General features: G+C 73.1%; 12 protein-coding genes. 6 read left to right on the top strand and 6 right to left on the bottom strand.

What is annotated here, in order from left to right; all coding sequences use genetic code 11:
- The first annotated feature begins 69 nt into the window (after window positions 1–69).
- Entirely contained in the window at window positions 70–2,199 is a 2,130-nt protein-coding gene (locus ACMXN5_RS15890) for a hypothetical protein (protein WP_439675826.1), read from the top strand.
- On the opposite strand, the gene ACMXN5_RS15885 is transcribed toward ACMXN5_RS15890, so the two are convergent.
- Together ACMXN5_RS15885 and ACMXN5_RS15880 are read right to left on the bottom strand one after the other, a co-directional pair.
- Window positions 2,132–3,607, bottom strand: coding sequence for a glycosyltransferase 87 family protein (locus ACMXN5_RS15885; protein ID WP_439675825.1), 1,476 nt, complete (start codon window positions 3,605–3,607; stop codon window positions 2,132–2,134). The genes ACMXN5_RS15890 and ACMXN5_RS15885 overlap by 68 nt on opposite strands.
- A 49-nt stretch (window positions 3,608–3,656) precedes the next feature.
- Window positions 3,657–4,418, bottom strand: a complete 762-nt coding sequence (locus tag ACMXN5_RS15880; protein ID WP_439675824.1) for a glycosyltransferase family 2 protein — start codon at window positions 4,416–4,418, stop codon at window positions 3,657–3,659.
- A 415-nt stretch (window positions 4,419–4,833) separates the two neighbouring features.
- Between ACMXN5_RS15880 and ACMXN5_RS15875 the strand changes: the two genes are divergently transcribed.
- Together ACMXN5_RS15875 and ACMXN5_RS15870 are read left to right on the top strand one after the other, a co-directional pair.
- The gene (locus tag ACMXN5_RS15875; protein WP_439675823.1) at window positions 4,834–5,580 is read left to right on the top strand and encodes a bifunctional DNA primase/polymerase; all 747 of its coding nucleotides are present in this window, start codon (window positions 4,834–4,836) and stop codon (window positions 5,578–5,580) included.
- 233 nt (window positions 5,581–5,813) lie between these two features.
- Window positions 5,814–6,437 carry a hypothetical protein gene (locus tag ACMXN5_RS15870; RefSeq protein WP_439675822.1) on the top strand — a complete coding sequence of 208 codons (624 nt, stop codon included), beginning with the start codon at window positions 5,814–5,816 and terminating at the stop codon, window positions 6,435–6,437.
- 347 nt (window positions 6,438–6,784) lie between these two features.
- Here the strand turns inward: ACMXN5_RS15870 and ACMXN5_RS15865 are convergent, their stop codons facing one another.
- Window positions 6,785–9,025, bottom strand: coding sequence for an MMPL family transporter (locus tag ACMXN5_RS15865; protein ID WP_439675821.1), 2,241 nt, complete (start codon window positions 9,023–9,025; stop codon window positions 6,785–6,787).
- A 159-nt stretch (window positions 9,026–9,184) separates the two neighbouring features.
- Here ACMXN5_RS15865 and ACMXN5_RS15860 point away from each other — a divergent pair, with 159 nt between their 5' ends.
- Together ACMXN5_RS15860 and ACMXN5_RS15855 are read left to right on the top strand one after the other, a co-directional pair.
- Window positions 9,185–9,931: a response regulator transcription factor gene (locus ACMXN5_RS15860; protein ID WP_439675820.1), complete on the top strand. Its 747-nt coding sequence runs from the start codon at window positions 9,185–9,187 to the stop codon at window positions 9,929–9,931.
- The gene (locus tag ACMXN5_RS15855; RefSeq protein WP_439675819.1) at window positions 9,928–11,637 is read left to right on the top strand and encodes a sensor histidine kinase; all 1,710 of its coding nucleotides are present in this window, start codon (window positions 9,928–9,930) and stop codon (window positions 11,635–11,637) included. The genes ACMXN5_RS15860 and ACMXN5_RS15855 overlap by 4 nt, the downstream gene beginning before the upstream one ends.
- 93 nt (window positions 11,638–11,730) lie before the next feature.
- On the opposite strand, the gene ACMXN5_RS15850 is transcribed toward ACMXN5_RS15855, so the two are convergent.
- From ACMXN5_RS15850 to ACMXN5_RS15840, 3 genes are all read right to left on the bottom strand, one after another.
- Entirely contained in the window at window positions 11,731–12,702 is a 972-nt protein-coding gene (locus ACMXN5_RS15850) for a DUF5926 family protein (RefSeq protein ID WP_439675818.1), read from the bottom strand.
- 152 nt (window positions 12,703–12,854) lie between these two features.
- Entirely contained in the window at window positions 12,855–13,328 is a 474-nt protein-coding gene (locus ACMXN5_RS15845; protein ID WP_078976390.1) for an ATP-binding protein, read from the bottom strand.
- Between the two features lie 202 nt (window positions 13,329–13,530).
- Complete coding sequence (locus tag ACMXN5_RS15840; protein WP_439675817.1) at window positions 13,531–14,370, bottom strand: glycerophosphodiester phosphodiesterase; 840 nt, start codon at window positions 14,368–14,370, stop codon at window positions 13,531–13,533.
- 294 nt (window positions 14,371–14,664) lie between these two features.
- Between ACMXN5_RS15840 and ACMXN5_RS15835 the strand changes: the two genes are divergently transcribed.
- Window positions 14,665–16,188 (top strand): S1C family serine protease, encoded by a 1,524-nt coding sequence (locus tag ACMXN5_RS15835; RefSeq protein ID WP_439675816.1) that lies wholly within the window; start codon window positions 14,665–14,667, stop codon window positions 16,186–16,188.
- The last annotated feature ends 19 nt before the right edge of the window (window positions 16,189–16,207 follow it).

The following is a 16,207-nucleotide window of genomic DNA, read 5'->3' as shown; positions in this document are numbered from 1 at the left end:
ACGGCGACGCATAGCCTGGGGCGACCATTCATCCCCGTGTAGGCCGCGTACGTCGAGGAGCAGGCACCCGTGATCGCTCGTCCCCTCCGGTTGCTTGTCGCCGCGCTCACGGCGCTGATCGCGCTCGCGGCGCTGCCCGCGCAGGCCGGTGCCGCGCCGGCCCGGGCGGCCGGCGCCGACCATGTCGTCCTGCTCGGGATCCCGGGGCTGAGCTGGGCCGACATCGACGGCCGGGACACCCCGGCGCTGGCCGCGCTGGCCGGTCGTTCGACCTCGGCCGCGATGTCGGTACGGACCGTGCACCCGCGTGCGTGTCCCGTTGACGGGTGGCTCACCACCGGCGCGGGGGCACGCTCGACGGACAACCGCACCAGCGCGAAGAGCGCCGAGCCGTGTGCCGAGCCGCTGCCGCCGACGCTCGCCCCGGACGGGTCGGCGACCGTGCCGAACATGCGCGCGATCGTCAAGCGCAACGACTCGTTCGGCTACAACCCCCGCTTCGGGCAACTCGCCGCCTCGGTCGCCGAGCACGGCGGGGCGGTCACCGCGGTCGGCCCCGGCGCGGCCTACGCGAGCGCGGACCCGACCGGTCGGGTGCGCGCCGACTACCGGCCCGACCCGGCCGCGGTGGACACCGCGCTGATCGAGCGCTCCGCGCTGACCCTGGTCGACCTCGGCGGCCTGACCGGCCCCGGGATCGCGCGCGCCGACCGGCTGCGGGCGGTGGACACGCAGGTGGGCCGGATCGCCGCCCTGCTGCCGCCGCGCACCCAGCTCGTGGTGGCCGGCCTCGCCGACGACACCGGCACCCCGCACCTGCGCGCGCTGCTCGTGTCGGGGCCCGGCACCTCGACAAGTCATGCCTTCGACTCCGGCTACCTGACCGCGACCTCGACCCGCGACGACGGCATGGTCCAGCTCACCGACCTGGCCCCGAGCCTGCTCGCGCCGCTGGGCATCGACGCGCCGAGCGAACTGGTCGGCGCGGTGTACACGCGCGTCCCCGGACCCTCCGGGCAAAGCGCGATCGACGAGCTGGGGCTGTTCGACGTGGGCGCGCAGGCGTCACGCACGGTGCGTGAGGTCTGGTACTTCTTCACCTGGATCACCCTGCTGCCGCTCGTCTGCGCGGCCGTGGCGCTGTGGCTCGCCGTGCGGTTCGGCCGCCGGGGGCGCACCCGGGCGCGCGCCGCGGTGATACGCGTCGCGACCGGGATCGGGGTGTTCTTCGGCGCCATCCCCGGCGGGTCCTTCCTGGTCGGGCTGGTGCCGTGGGAGAAGAGCGGCGACCCGGCGTGGGCGCTGCTCGGGCTCACCGTGGCGTTTGCCGCCGCGCTGACCGCCGGCGCGCTGCTCGGGCCGTGGCGCCGGCATCCGTACGGCCCGGCCGGCGCGGTCGCCGCGGCCACCGCGGTGATCCTGGCGGCCGACGTGATGCTCGGCTCACCACTCCAGATGAACACCCTGTTCGGGCTGTCCCCGCTGGTCGCGGGCCGCTTCTACGGCTTCGGCAACGTCGCCTGGACGATCTTCGCGATGGCCGTCGTGCTCGCCGTCGCGTGGCCCACGGCACACCTGCTCGCGGCCGGCCGGCGGCGGGCGGCGGTCGTGGTGCTCTCGGTGGTCGGGGCCGTGGCGGTCCTGGCCGACGGATGGCCCGCGTTCGGCAGCGACTTCGGCGGCGTGCTCGCGCTGATCCCCGGCCTGGCGGTGCTCGGCCTGCTGCTCACCGGCACCCGGATCTCCTGGGGCAGGGTCGGCCTGGTCGCGCTCGGAGCGGTCGTGGTGATCGGTGTCATCGCGGTGCTGGACTGGCGGCGCCCGGCGGCGAGCCGCTCGCACCTGGGCCGCTTCGTCCAGGAGGTCGTCGACGGCGCCGCCGGCGACACGCTCCACCGCAAGGTGATGGGCAACCTGCACTCGTTCACCACGCCGTTCACGCTGCTGATCCCGGTGGCGTTCGTCCTGCTCGTGCTCGCCGTGCGCGATCCGCTCACGTGGCGCGCGCCGGCCCTGGCCCGGGCCTTCGCGGCGGTGCCGTGGCTGCGCTCGACGCTGATCGCGTGCTGGGTGACCGCGGTGGTCGGCTACGCGGTGAACGACTCCGGCATCCAGATCCCGGCGGTGGCGCTCACGATCGCGGCACCGCTGGCGATCGCGGTGATCGCGGCCGTGGAGGCCCGCCCGCGCGTCGACTGACCAGCACCACCGCGACCAGGATCGCCGCGCCCGCCCACGGGCCGACGGTGCCGCGCACGGTGCGCTGGAGGGTGTCCACCACGTCCGGCAGCGGGACCACCCGGCCCGGGACGTAGGCGCACACCAGGAGCGTGGTGCGGGCCAGGAGCAGCCAGTCCAGCGCGGACGGGGCCAGCAGCACCAGCGGCGCCCACGCGGCCACGTCGTACCAGGGCAGGCTGTACGGGGTGGTCAGCAGCCAGGCCAGGGACAACAACGCGGCCGCGGCGGCACTGTCGCGCAGGACGTCGTCCATCGCCGCGGGCCGGGCCCGGGCGGCGGTGCGGGCCAGCAGCCACACCACCAGCGCGCCCAGCACCCAGCCGAGCAGCCCGATCAGCGAGCGCGCCGGGTCGCGCCCGAAGGCGGACTCCATCGGCTTCAGCACCAGCCGCAGCGGGACCGCGAGCGAGACCAGCTTCGTGTTCTCCCGCATCTGGTCGAACGCGCCGAGCCCGACCGGCAGATAGGTCGCCACCCCCACCGCGAGCGCCGAGCCGAGCAGCGCCGCGAGCGCGCGCGGACGCCCGCGCAGGCCCCACGCGAGGGCGAGGACGTACAACCCGAGCGACACCTTCGCCGCGCAGGCCAGGCCGACCAGGACCCCCGCGAGCACGGGCGAGCGGCGCACCGCGAGCAGCGCGCCCACCGCGAACACCAGCGCGAACGCGTCCAGATGGCCGGCGCCCACCGCGACGAACAACAGCAGCGGATTGACCGACCACAGGATCGCCACCCGCGCCCGGGCCGCCCGATCGGTGCCGGCCGCCCGCTGGAGCAGCAGCCCGGTCAGTACGAACGCCGCCGCGCCGAGCAGGGTCAGCACCAGCACGATCGTGTGCACCGAGGAGCCGCCGAGCCGGGCGGCGAGCCACTGCTCGGCCGTGGCCACCGGCCCGTACACCGACGGCACGTCCGTCCACGGCGCCTCGACCGCGCGGCCGACCGGATCCCCGTCGCGCACCAGCGTCGCGGCGGTGTCCCGATACGGGTCGCCGCCCGTGGCCGCGAGTCGGCCGTACGCGGCGTAGACCAGGTGGTCGGCCGAGCCCATCGGCGGCACGCACACCACCGCGAGCGCGGCCACCGCCCCGCCGACGGTGAGCCGACCCGGGTCCGGCGCCCAGCCGCGCCCGAGTTCGCGCAGCGCCAGACCCAGGCCGAGCGCGCCGAGCAGGGCCGACGCGAGCAGCAGCCCGGTGACCGTACCGGCGGCGGGACGGGCGGTGAACCGATACGGCGGCAACCACGACGGCCCGCCCGGCAGCGGCGGCTGGGCGGCGGAGGGCCCGAGCAGCCCGGTCAGCACGAGCAGGCCGACCGCGAGCGCGCACAGGCCGAGCGCGATACACCCAAACGGGTGTTCCACGTGAAACATCGACGGCCGACGTGCCTGGTTGCGCCGTGCGGTCACCGGTTCAGCCACGCCCGCGGATCGCCCCGGGCAGCGCCCCGGCAGCGCCCCGCGCGGCCAACGCGCGGGCCACGTGCGCGTACTGCCGGGCCCGATGGCGCTGCGCGGCGAAGTCGGTACCGGTGACCCGGTGGTGCAACTCCACCTCGACCTCCTCGACCGCGAACCCCCCGCGGACCAAGTCGATCGTCAGCCCCGTCTCCACGCCGAACCCGTCCGCGAGCGGCAGCGCCGCCTCGAACGCCTCGCGGGTCAGACAGCGCTGCCCGGACAGCGGCTGGGTCGCGGCGAACCCGCTGGCCCGGGCGATCCCGTCCCGGGCGGCGCGCACCACGAACCCGTGCCCGCCGCCGGCCCGCGCCTGCGGCGGCAACACCGCGATGGTCATCGCCGCCCTGCCGGCCCGCACCGGCTCGACCAGCGCCGCCGCGGCGGCGGCCGTACCCTCCAGGTCCGCGTCCAGGAACAGCAGGTGACGCGGGTGCTCCCGGCCCTCGCGCAGGTCGATCGCGGCGACCACGGCGGCGCCGGTCTCCATCGCCCCGGCCTTGCCGCGATTGCGGCCGTGCCGGGCGATCACCGCGCCGGCCGCCCGGGCGAGCCCGGCCGTATCGTCCGCGGACCCGTCGTCCACCACCACCACGAGATCCACGCCCGTGATCGAGCGCGCCGCGTCGACCGTGGCCGTGATCCGCCGTGCCTCGTCGTATGCCGGGATCACCACTGCCGTGTCGCCGGTCGGTGTGCCGGTCGTGTGCTCCGCCATGGCGTGATCCTACGAGTCGCTCGCCATTGATCCGGATGGCGCGGGTTCCACCCGTACTGCCCAACGCCGCGGCGCGGCGGCGTGAAGGTCCGAGGGGATGGGGGTACAACGGAAGGGAGCCACATCGCGGGTATGCTCCAGGAGATCCTGTGATCGCGGTCTCGTGACATCTGCGGAACCTCCGAGGGCCGGCCGTTCGTCGTCCTCGGTGAGGAGTGCTGGAACAGGCGCGGTGTCGATTCGGACGCGGTGCCGGCGCAGGCAGAGACCAACCGACCCAACCGCAGCGCAAACCGCAGCAACGGATGGCACAACGGTCCGCTCGGGAGCCCCCATCTCCCGCCTCGGGGCCGGTTCGCGAGGGCAACACCCGTACCGGGCGCCGTAATTCGCCACCCCTGCGCCACCTCGCGCCATGTGCCGCCAAGCGGCCTCGTCATGGTCGGCTGCGGAGTACCTGAGTATCACGCATAGTGCTTCCACGTTCACGGAAAGGAACGAGCGCATGCTGCGCGAGATCCTCGGAAGACGACGGAGGGAACGCACCGCACTGATGTCGGCCGTGCTGACGTGTGCGAGATGGCGCTGGCCCGTGGTTCCCGGCGTCGGATACGACCGCTGGTCGGGCGTGTGTCGATGTGGTGCGACCGATTGCCGCGTGCCGGGCGCCCATCCGGGTGAACCTCCCCTGCTCGCGGCCACCTGTGACGAACGAATGGCGCGTTGGTGGTGGCAGCAGTCACCGGACGCGTCGGTGATCCTGGCGACGGGTGGGCGGGTGGCGGCGTTGAGTGTGCCGTCGGAAGCCGGTGCCCGCTCGCTCGACCAACTCGCCCGGCTCGGTGTGCGTGCCGGACCGGTCGTCGCCGCGCCGGGCCGCTACGCGTTCCTGGTCGAGCCCTACGAGTTGGGCGAACTGGGCGACCTGCTGGACCGATACGGGCTCGATCGGTACGGCATGGTGCCCTCGACCCTGCGCTTCCACGGCGACGGCGGCTATCTCGCGCTGCCGCCGTCGCGGGTGCAGGGTGGCCAGTTGCGCTGGGCCCGACCACCGGCGCCGTCGGGTGATCCGACGGCGGGCGGGCCGTGGCTGCCCGCCGTGGCGGACCTGGTCCGCACGCTGGTGGACACCTGCCAACACGCCGAGCCCAGAGCCTGATCCGTACCGGCCGATCCGTACAGCCCGATCCGCGGAACCCGAACCCGGGTGCGAAAAGGGCGCGCCGTCACGCGGTGGAGTGATCGTTGTGGCGTAACCGCAACATGTGGTGATCGCTGCACGTCGTGGCGGCGCGATAGGCTCGGCGCGCCGATCATTCCGGCCCCGTTCCGCACCGAAGTCCCGCTCGTCGGGCCGGATGTGGAAGGGGGCTTCGCGCGCTAGGAGACACCATGCAGCGCCCACGCACCGGTCACGTCCGCACCGTGGCCCTGGGCGCGGTCGTGGGCCTGTGCCTCGTCGTCCCGCTCGCCGCCGCCTCCGCGGACTCGGTGGGCTCGGACAAGGGCCGCCACACCGCCGACTCGGGACCGAGTACCCGCCCGAGCGCGAACAAGGCCGCCGACTTCGGCAACGGTGTCGCCGAGGGCGACCGTTCCGGCTCGGCCGGACTGCTGGAGCTACTCGGCGGCAAGCCCGCCACCAAGTCCGGGACTCCCGCGCCCACTTCGCCGGCCGCCGGCACGGAGAGCGTGTGCGGCAAGGCGATCGACGGTCCCAAGGGCGTCCGGGCGCAGACCTGTGTCGAGCGCGACGGCTCGGAGGCCTGGGGTCGGGTCTACTACCGAAACCCCACGCCCGACCCGCTGTTGCTGGTGATGAGCGTGCTCCAGCCCGGCGGCACCACGCTGCGGGTGACCTGCGCGGTCGAGCCCAAGGACACCGAGGGCCGCTGCGACAGCCCGCGTGTGCGCACCGCCAAGAGCCTCGACGGCTGGTCCGCGGTGGCCGAGTTGGCTTCCAAGGACGGCCTGAACAAGCTGCTCCGTGCGGGGTCGGCGACCGCTCAGCGCTGAACCCGCGGTACCGCGACACCCCGGTCCGGCGGCACGCCGAATACGACCGGGGCAGCGACCGACGAATGCGGAGAATTCACCGTGGAACGGCGAAGAAATTCCGGCCGGTCGCTGCGGAAAACGCGCGGCCCGAAAGCGGAAAAGGCCCGGAAAATCGAAGGGCCCGGCCGCTGAAGACGGGGGATGCATCAGCGACCGAGCTGCTTCAAAGGTAACAACAAGCCGGCGGATCTCCAATCCGGGGCCCTCGTCGGCCGGTCGTGACCGAGCCCGCACGCCCGATTGCCGGACGTGCGGGCGATTTTCGGACCGGCGCCGACGCGGGCGCGCCGGCCGGATCCGGTCCGCTATCGACCGGCCGGAACCATCTCCTCGCGCGGGTCCTCCTTGGTGCCCGGCGAGTCGCCGACGGGTCGCTCGGGCGGGTCCACCGCCACGTGCGGCAACACCCGGTCGAGCCATCCGGGCAACCACCAGTTGGCCCGGCCGAGGAGATGCATCAGGGCGGGGACGAGCAACATGCGCAGGATGAACGCGTCCAGCGCGACCGCGCCCGCCAGGCCGAGCCCGGCCATCATCGCGCCGCGGTCGCCGCTGAGCACGAACGAGGAGAACACGAAGATCATGATGAGCGCGGCCGAGTTGATCACCCGCCCGGTGCCGGCCTGACCCACGCGTACCGCCCGGGCGTTGTCGCCGGTGTGCAGCCACTCCTCGTGCATCCGGCTGACCAGGAACACCTGGTAGTCCATCGACAACCCGAACAGCAGCGGCAGCATGATGACCGGCAGGAAGGAGATGATCGGCCCCTCCTTGCCCAGCCCGAGCAGGTCCATCCCCCAGCCCCACTGGAAGATCGCGACCAGCAGGCCGAACGACGCGCACGCGGCGATCAGGTTCATCAGCGCGCCGGTCAGCGGTACCAGCACGCTGCGGAAGGCGATCAGCATCAGCAGCGCGCCCAGCCCCACGATCAGGGCGATGAACCCCGGCATACGGTCGCCGACCACGGCGGCGAAGTCCTTCTGCAACGCGGTCTCGCCGCCGATGTGCACCTTCAGCGTGCTGCCCTCGGCGGCGGCGGGCACGGTGCGGTCGCGCAGGGTGTCGATCAGCTTGTCGGTGGCCTCGGCCTGCGGCGAGGTCGACGGCACGACCTGGATGGCCCGGGTCTGGGCGGCGAGGCCGCCGGCGTCGGCGGGCACCGGCGCCTCGACTACGCGCACCACGCCGGGGGTGCGGCGGACGTCGGCGATCAGCGTGTCCAGCGCCTGCCGGTCCTGCGGACCGTGCAGCTCGGCGACCATCAGCAGCGGCCCGTTGAAGCCCGGACCGAAGCCCTCGGCGAGCATGTCGTAGGCCTGTCGCACGGTCTGGGAAGTGGGCTGATTGCCCTGGTCGTTGGCGCCGAGCCGGAGCGACAGGGCCGGGATCGCCAGCAGCCCCATGACCACCAGCGCGACCAGACCCAGGGTGCGGGGGCGACGCTGCACCAGGCGGGCCCAGCGCGCGGCGGTGCGCCCGACCTCCTCGCTCGGCAGGGCTGTGCCGGCCGCGGACCGCTCGGCCGACTGCCGGCGTTCGCGGCGGCTGAGCACACGCGGGCCGAGCAGGCCGAGCAGCGCGGGCAGCAGCGTGGAGGAGGCGAGCACGGTGAGCACCACGACGAGCGTGGTGCTGATCGCGATGCCGTCGAACAGGGTGATGTCGACGGTGAACAGCGCGAGCAGCGCGACGCACACCGTGCCGCCGGCGAACACCACGGCCCGGCCCGAGGTGTCCAGCGCCCGCACCGCCGCCTCGTCGGGCGTGAGGCCCGCCTTGAGGCCGTTGCGATGCCGCGTCACGATGAACAGGGCGTAGTCGATGCCCACGCCGAGCCCGATCAGGCTGCCGAGGAGCGTCGCGGTCTCGGGGATGTCGGTGACGTGGCTGAGCAGGATCACCGACGCGATCCCGGTACCGACCGCGAACACCCCGCTGATCAGCGGGAGCAGCATCGCGAACAGGGACCCGAAGGCGAGGAAGAGGATGATGCCCGCCGCGACCACACCCACCGCCTCGGCGAGTCCGGCCGGCGGTTCCTGAGCGGCCTCGATCGCGGGTCCGCCGAGTTCGACGCGCAGTCCGGGCGCCCGAGCCGCCTCGGCGCGGTCGATCAGGTCCTTGAGATTTCCGGTCTCCAACTCGAACTGCTGCTTGACGAAGGTGACCTGGGCGAACGCGATCCGGCCGTCCTTGCTGACCTGGCCGGCGCCCTCCGCGTCGTAGGGGCCGACCACCCGGCCGACGTCGGGCATCCGCGCGATGTCGGCGAGCAGCGCGGTCATCCGGTCGCGGACCGCGGCGTCGTGCACGCTGCCCCGCTCGGTCTGCCACACCACGTTGTCCACATCGCCGGAGGCGTCGGGGAAGGCCTTCTGCAGGCGCTCGTACGCGGTCGAGGATTCGGTCCCGGGAATCTTGAACACGTTCGAGTACGCGCTGCCCGCGGCCGCGCTCGCCGCGACCGTGCCGAACAGCGCGGCCGCCCACAGCAGCAGCACCGTCCACCGATGTTTGAGACACCATCGCGCCCAGGCGGCCATGGTCGATTCCTTCCTCGTGTGGGCCTCGCGGCCCGGTCGTGCGTCCTGGGCCCAGACTGGTTCGGCGCGATGGGTCGCTCGGCGGGCGCACGGTCGACTCACAGGAAGCTCTCAAGCTGTCCCATGGGGTTCCGCAAACTTCCCCCGGATACTGGGCACATGAGCAGCAGCCAGCAGCGCGCGGGCGCCACGGTCCTGGTCGTCGAGGACGAGCCGAGCATCGCCGACGTCCTGGCGATCACCCTGCGCTTCCACGGGTTCGAGGTGGTCACGGCCGACGGTGTGCACGCGGCGCTGGCCGCGGCCCGTACGGCGCGGCCCGACGTGGTGCTCCTCGACATCTCGCTCCCCGACGGCGACGGACGCCAGGTGTGCCGCGTGCTGCGCGCCGAACGACCGGAGATCGCGGTCGTGTTCCTCACCGCCCGGGACTCGCCCGCCGACGTGGTCAAGGGGCTCACCCTCGGCGGCGACGACTACATCACCAAGCCGTTCAACGTCGACGAGCTGGTCGCCCGCACGCGTGCGGTGCTGCGGCGCACCCGGCCGACGCCGGACGAGAGCACGCCGCCGCCCCCGCCGCCGCCCGTACTGCGACACGGCGACCTGGAGTTGGACGAGGCGACGTACACCGCGCGCCGGGGCGGTCGCGGCGTGGAGCTGACCCCGACCGAGTTCGCGCTGCTCCGCCACCTGATCCGGCACGGCGACCGGATCGTGCCGAAGGAGCAACTGCTGCGCGAGGTGTGGCGGTACGAGCACGTGGTGGAGTCGACGGTGGTGGAGACGTACATCTCCTACCTGCGCCGCAAGCTCGACCCGCTCGTGCCGGACGGGCCGCCGCTGATCACCACGCGGCGGGGTGTGGGCTACGGGCTGCGCCGGACGGCGGACCGCGGGGCATGAGCGGCGGGCGCGGAACAGAGAGCTGCGACGAGATCGTTCCGCCGGGTTCGCGGGGGCGGGGGTTCCTGCGCCGGGCCCGGCAGCGTCCGCACATCGTCGCCATGCGGGCGCACCTGGCGCTGAGCAGCATCGCGGTGCTCGCGATCGGACTGGCGCTGCTGATCTGGTTCAGCATGATGGGCATTCGGCACTACCTGGAGTCCCGGGTCGACGAGGACCTGACCGCGGGCCGGACCGGCATCGAGCGGGTCGGCATCGACATGGCGAAGTTGTCCCTGCTGTCCTCGACCGCGAGCCTTCGTGAGGCGCTGATGTCGGCCGGCCTCGACGGCAAGACCTTCGCGGTGGTGGACGCGCGGGGCACCGCCCTGCCGGTGGGCGTCCGGGCGCCCGACGCCCTGCAGCGGGCCCTGGCAGCGGTGGTCCGCGAGCCGGGCGACCCCTCGTGGCACGACGAACCGCGCGCCATCTCGCTCGCGGGCGAGCCCTACCGGGTCGTCTCGGCACGCCTGGGCGACGGCAACTACATCCTCTTGGCCCGCTCGACCGAGGACGTCGACGGTGTGGTGGACAAGGTGGTCCACTTCGAACTGCTGGCCGGAGGCGCACTGTTGGTGCTGCTGGGCGCGTTCATGTACTTCGGTGCCCGGTGGCGGTTGCGACCCCTGGAGGACATGGTCGAGACCGCGTCGGGCATCGCCGAGGGCGGTCCGGACCGGCCCGACCTGTCCGCGCGAGTGGGTACGCGCAAACGTTCGTTCAGCGAGGTCGAGCAGTTGCGGACCGCGTTGAACGCGATGTTGCAGCAGGTCGAGTCGGCGTTCGAGATCCGCGAGCACGCGGCGTCGCACCTCAAGCGGTTCGTGGCCGACGCGTCACACGAGCTGCGGACGCCGCTGGCGGCGATTCGCGGCTACCTGCAGCTGTACGAGAAGGGCATGCTGGTGTCGGAGGAGGAGCGCACCCGGGCCCTGGGCCGGATGGCGGCCGAGGCCGAGCGCATGGCCCGGCTGGTGGACGAACTGCTGGCGCTGGCCCGGCTGGACCAGCGCCCCCGGTTGTTGTCGCGGCCGATCGACCTGGTGGGCGTGGTGCGCGACGCGGTCGCCGACCTGAGCGCGCAGCAACCGGACCGGCCGGTGCATGTGGACACACCGGAGGCGTGTGTGGCGCTGGCCGACGAGACGACGCTGCGCCAGATCGTCGGCAATCTGCTGGCCAACGTGCGGACGCATACGCCGGTGTCCGCGGCCGTGCACGTGTCGGTGTCCGAAAGCGGGGGTGAGGACGACGGCGGGGAGTGGCGGGTCGTGTTGCGGGTGCGCGACGAGGGACCGGGGATGCGGCCGCAGGACGCCGAGCGCATCTTCGACCGCTTCTTCCGGGCCGCGCGGGAGCACGGTGCGAACGGTACGGCGGGCGGCGCCGGCGCCGGCGCGGCCACGGGCAGCGGGCTGGGCATGGCCATCGTGTGGGCGGGCGTGGCCGCCAACCGGGGCGAGGTGCGGATCGAGACCGAGCCGGGGGCGGGCCTGACGGTCGTGGTCGAGCTGCCGGCGGCGGCCGGGGAGGCACGGTCGCAGGACGGCGGGTCGTCATCCGGGACGAAGCCGGAGGCCGTCGGGGTGAAGGGCGAGGGGACCGGGGGGAAGGGCACGGTCGTGGGCTCGCCGACGCTGGTGCCCCGAGTCGCGGAATCCGGCTAGCCCGCCGTCCGGTGTTCCGCGTGGCGGGCGCGGATGTACCCGAGCACCCGGATCGGAGTCGATCCGGGTGCTCGGGTAGGGGTTTGCCTCGGGTCAGTTCAGGGTGATCTGGCGGTTCAGCAGACCGTTGCGGGCGCTGCGCTGACGCGGCGTCAGCGGGCTGGTGTCCGCCATCGCCGCGGCCAGACGCTCGCCGAACTCGCGGGCCGGCTTCTCCACGTCCTCGGCGGACATCGAGGTCGGCAGGTCCCACACCGGGACGAGCAGCCCGTGCGCGCGGAACGAGCCGACGAAGCGGGTGCCCTCGCCCAGGCTCGACTCGCCGGCCGCGTGCAGCCGGGCGATCGCGTCGAGCAGTTCCTCCTCCGCGTGCGGCATCACCCAGCGCAGGTGGTTCTTCTCGGTGGTGCCGCACCAGTACGCGGCGTCGACCGAGGTCAGCCGTACGGTCGGCATCGCCGCGGCGTTCGCCCGCTCCAGCGACGCGCTCACCTCGGCGTTCATCGCGGTCGGGTCGTCCACCCAGAAGTCGAAGCCCTCGTGGACGGTGATCTCCAGCGGGTGGGACAGGTCGAGCAGGTCCTGGAGGCGGTCGCCCGACTCGGGCAGCGGGCCGGGGGCCACCGACGTACCGTCCTCCTGCGCGAGCGCGCGCTCCAGCGCGTGCGCCAGGTCCCGGGAGACGTCGCCCGAACTGGTGTGCGTCTGCAGGCCGACCAGGATGGTGCCGTCGGCGCGACGCAGCGCGGGCCAGGCCATCGGCAGCACGGTCGCAAGGGTGACGGTCTGCTCGGCGTGCTCGCCGGTGAGCTTGAGCTGTGCGGTCGCGGCCGGGACCAGCTCGCGCAGCGCGATCCAGTCGCACTCGTTCGGCAGTCCCTGGAAGGGACGCAGGACGAGCGTCTCGGCGGCGGAGGCCGCCTCGCGCCCGTGACACGCCTTGTACCGGCGGCCCGAATTGCACGGGCAGGGTTCGCGACCGCCGACGGCCGGGACGGATCCCGTGGCGGCTGCGGTCTGGGTCTTGTTGCCGGTGTGGCCCTTCAGCGCGGCCTTCTTGCCCATGCTGCGGTCTCTCCGCCTCGGTGTCGGGGGGATGGTGGTCGACGACTCACCGGATCCGAGGGTACTGAGTTCCGCGGGCATGGGGTGACGCTCGAACACGCGGCCGAGGGGACGGGTGGTCGGGACGGTCGGGGGCGGGTCGGTCGGGCGGGTCAGTCGAGGGGGTCCACCGCGTCCAGGTCGAATTCGTCCCAAAGGCGGTCGGCGGCGCTCGACTCGATCGGAACCAGCGCCCACACGGTGACCTCGTCGGGGGTGCCGCGCACGCCCCAGTCGGCGGCGAGGGTGCCGATGATCGACAACCCTCGGCCGCCGTGCGCGCTCAGGGACGGACTGGCCTGGCGCGGGCGGGTCGAGCTGCCGCCGTCGGTGACCTCGATGGCGAGGAGGCCGTCGGGGCGCACCCACCACGCGGCGCGGACGTTGCCGGAGGGCAGCGCGCGGGCGTGCCGCAGCGCGTTGCTCAACAATTCGGAGAGGATCAGCACCGCGTCGTCCACGACACCCCGGGCGATGCCGCGGTCGTCGAGGTCGGTGGCGAGACGGTGCCGAGCCGCGGACACCCCGACCGGAGCGTGCGGTACCAACACCGCCGCGGAATCGGGCACCCCACGGGCCACGACCATTGCCACCCCCGGCCTCCTTCGTGCACACGCCTGCCTCGCGCACATGTCTCGCGCGTCGGGCTTGAGATGCCCGATGCCGGCGGACGGGAAACGGCGGCGCGGCACGCGCTCCGACTCGCCCAGGGGCGTATAGGGGTATGCGATCCCGCCAAGTCGGATATAACGCCGCGAAAGGCTACCAGCGTACGCCCCCCAATAGGGGCTAACCGGACACCTGGGCCAGGACCTGTCGTGGCCGATTCGTGATGATGGCATCCACGCCGAGTCGCAGGCACAGCTCGACGTCCTCGGGGGTGTCCACGGTCCACACGTGCACCCGGTGCCCGGCCCGGTGCAGGCGGGCGACGTAGCGCGGATGGGCCCGGACGATGTCGATGCTGGGGCCGGCGATCCGCACCTCGCGGGGCAGCGTGCCGTCGCGGTAGAGCAGCGGGACGTGCTCCATCAGGAACACGGTGGGCAGCGAGGGCGCCATCAGCCGCATCCGGCGCAGGGAAAGCTGGGAGAAGCTCATCACCCGGATCAGCGACGGGTCCTCGTCGGCCGGCTCGGCCAGGCCGAAGCGCTCCAGCAGGTCGACCAGGCGGCGCTCGACCAGGCCCGCGTACCGGGTGGGGTGTTTGGTCTCGATCGCCAGGCGCACCGGGCGCGGCGCGTCGACCACGAGTTCGAGCAGGCGTTCCAGGGTGAGAACGGAGGTGCGGTCCCAGTCGGGCGCCTCCGGCTCGTCCGGGTGTTCGCGGTCGACGCCGGATTCCCGGCCGGATTCCTTCCAGGAGCCGAAGTCGAGCGCGGACAACTCCGCGAGCTCCAGCGTCGAGACGATGCCGCGGCCGTTGGAGGTGCGGTCGACCTTGCGGTCGTGGACGCAGACCAGGTGGCCGTCGGCGGTCAGCCGGATGTCGCATTCGAGTGCGTCGGCGCCGTCCTCGATGGCCTGGAGATAGGCCGCGAGCGTGTGCTCGGGGACGGTGTCGGAGGCGCCTCGGTGGGCGACGACCTGCACGTTGGCGCGCAGTGGGCGCGCTCCGGTGGTGGACACGCCACAATCGTGCCATCCCGAGGTGAGCGTGGGGTGACGCCGGGATGTCGAGCCGTGGCGCGGGTCGCGGATCGGCTTCGCCGGGGCCGAGGATCGGTCTGCGCCACGCCGCGGACGGTGGAATTTCCGCCGGTTTCCGCGCCGTTTCGGTTCCGGTTCGGGCGGTCCGACCTGCGTGGATAACCCCGGGATAAGGGACGTGGGCGGCCCGGGCCGTCGGCGCTTACGGTGTTCAGACAGCCTGTCGGGAAGTCTGTGACCAACAACTATTCCGAAGTGTGTGGGAGGAAGACCGTGAGTGACGATCGCGACGTGACCGGCGAAGTCGGTTCACCGGTGCCGGGGGAGGCCCACGGATCGTCTCCCGCCACACCGCAGCCGGCTCACCCGGAGGGGCGGTCCGACGTGTCGGCGGAGCCGGAGTTCCGGGCCGAGGTGCCGGCCAAGCCGGTGCAGGCGCCCACCGTGGGGCAGCCGCAGGGCGAGGCGGTGCCGCCGACGCCGGTCGGGCCGCCGACCGCGCAGCTGCCGCCGACGGGCGAGCCGGGCGCCGAGGTGCCAGCGGCGTTCGCGGCTGGGTCGGGTGCGGGAGGTGCGGGGGCTCCGCCGTTCGGGACGGGTGGTGCCTATCCCGGCTACCCGGGCTACCCGGGCTTCGGTGCGCCGCCCAAGCCGAAGCGCCGCCCCTCGGGGATCCTGGTCGCGGCCGTGGTGGCCGCGCTGCTCGCCGGCGGGGTCGGCGGCGGCGTGGGCGCGTGGATCGTGGACCGCGACGACAAGCCGTCCTCGGCCGGCGTCAGTCCGTCCTCGTCGCCGGTGGACCCGGCTTCGCTGAACCGCTCGCCCACGAGCGTGGCGGGCATCGCCAAGCAGGCGGTCCCCAGCACGGTGACGATCAAGACCAAGGGCAAGGTGTCCGGGCAGGGCACCGAGACCGGCACCGGGGCCGGCTTCGTCTACGACAAGCAGGGCCACATCCTCACCAACAACCACGTGGTGTCGCTGGCCGCCGCCGGGGGCGAGCTGTCGGTGACCTTCTCCGACGGCACCACCAAGCCGGCCAAGATCGTCGGCCGGGCCGAGGGGTACGACCTCGCCGTGATCAAGGTCGACGACATGCCGGCGAGCGTGCAGCCGCTGCCGCTCGGCGACAACGACAAGGTCGCGGTCGGCGACCCGGTGATCGCGATCGGCGCGCCGTTCACCCTGTCCAACACGGTGACCACGGGCATCGTGAGCGCCAAGGACCGCCCGGTGGCCTCCGGGGACCAGCAGAAGGTCTCCTACATGAACGCGATCCAGACCGACGCGGCGATCAACCCCGGCAACTCCGGCGGCCCGCTGCTGAACGCGGCCGGCGAGGTGATCGGGATCAACTCGGCGATCCGCTCCACCGGTGGCGGTGGCCAGTCCCCGTTCGGCCAGCAGCAGGAGTCCGGCAGCATCGGCCTCGGCTTCGCCATCCCGATCAACCAGGCCCGGTGGGTCGCCGACACCCTGATCCAGGGCAACAAGCCGGTCTACGCGCAGATGGGCATCCTGCCCGACTCGCGCTACACCGGCACCGGCGCGCAGATCGTTGCCCAGAGCCCCAACGGCCAAGACCCGGTCACCGCCAACGGCCCCGCCGCCAAGGCGGGCCTGAAGGCCGGCGACGTGATCACCAGGCTCAACAACCGCGCGATCGGCTCCTACGAGGACCTGTTCAGCGAGATCTGGAGCCACCGCCCGGGCGACAAGGTCAAGGTCACCTACCAGCGCGACGGCAAGGAGGCCACCACCGAGGTCACCCTGGGCCAGCGCGTGGGCGACAACTGACCCGCCGCCCTCCGAACGT

The organism is Embleya australiensis (assembly GCF_051903075.1).
Classification (GTDB): Bacteria; Actinomycetota; Actinomycetes; order Streptomycetales; family Streptomycetaceae; genus Embleya.
This window is presented reverse-complemented; position numbering and strand designations above follow the sequence as displayed.

Bases quoted from the DNA above. Each gene is read 5' to 3' on its own strand.
- ACMXN5_RS15880 (WP_439675824.1), bottom strand. From the start codon at position 4,418: ATGGCGGAGCACACGACCGGCACACCGACCGGCGACACGGCAGTGGTG.
- ACMXN5_RS15875 (WP_439675823.1), top strand. From the start codon at position 4,834: ATGTGCCGCCAAGCGGCCTCGTCATGGTCGGCTGCGGAGTACCTGAGT.
- ACMXN5_RS15870 (WP_439675822.1), top strand. From the start codon at position 5,814: ATGCAGCGCCCACGCACCGGTCACGTCCGCACCGTGGCCCTGGGCGCG.
- ACMXN5_RS15865 (WP_439675821.1), bottom strand. From the start codon at position 9,025: ATGGCCGCCTGGGCGCGATGGTGTCTCAAACATCGGTGGACGGTGCTG.
- ACMXN5_RS15860 (WP_439675820.1), top strand. From the start codon at position 9,185: ATGAGCAGCAGCCAGCAGCGCGCGGGCGCCACGGTCCTGGTCGTCGAG.
- ACMXN5_RS15855 (WP_439675819.1), top strand. From the start codon at position 9,928: ATGAGCGGCGGGCGCGGAACAGAGAGCTGCGACGAGATCGTTCCGCCG.
- ACMXN5_RS15850 (WP_439675818.1), bottom strand. From the start codon at position 12,702: ATGGGCAAGAAGGCCGCGCTGAAGGGCCACACCGGCAACAAGACCCAG.
- ACMXN5_RS15845 (WP_078976390.1), bottom strand. From the start codon at position 13,328: ATGGTCGTGGCCCGTGGGGTGCCCGATTCCGCGGCGGTGTTGGTACCG.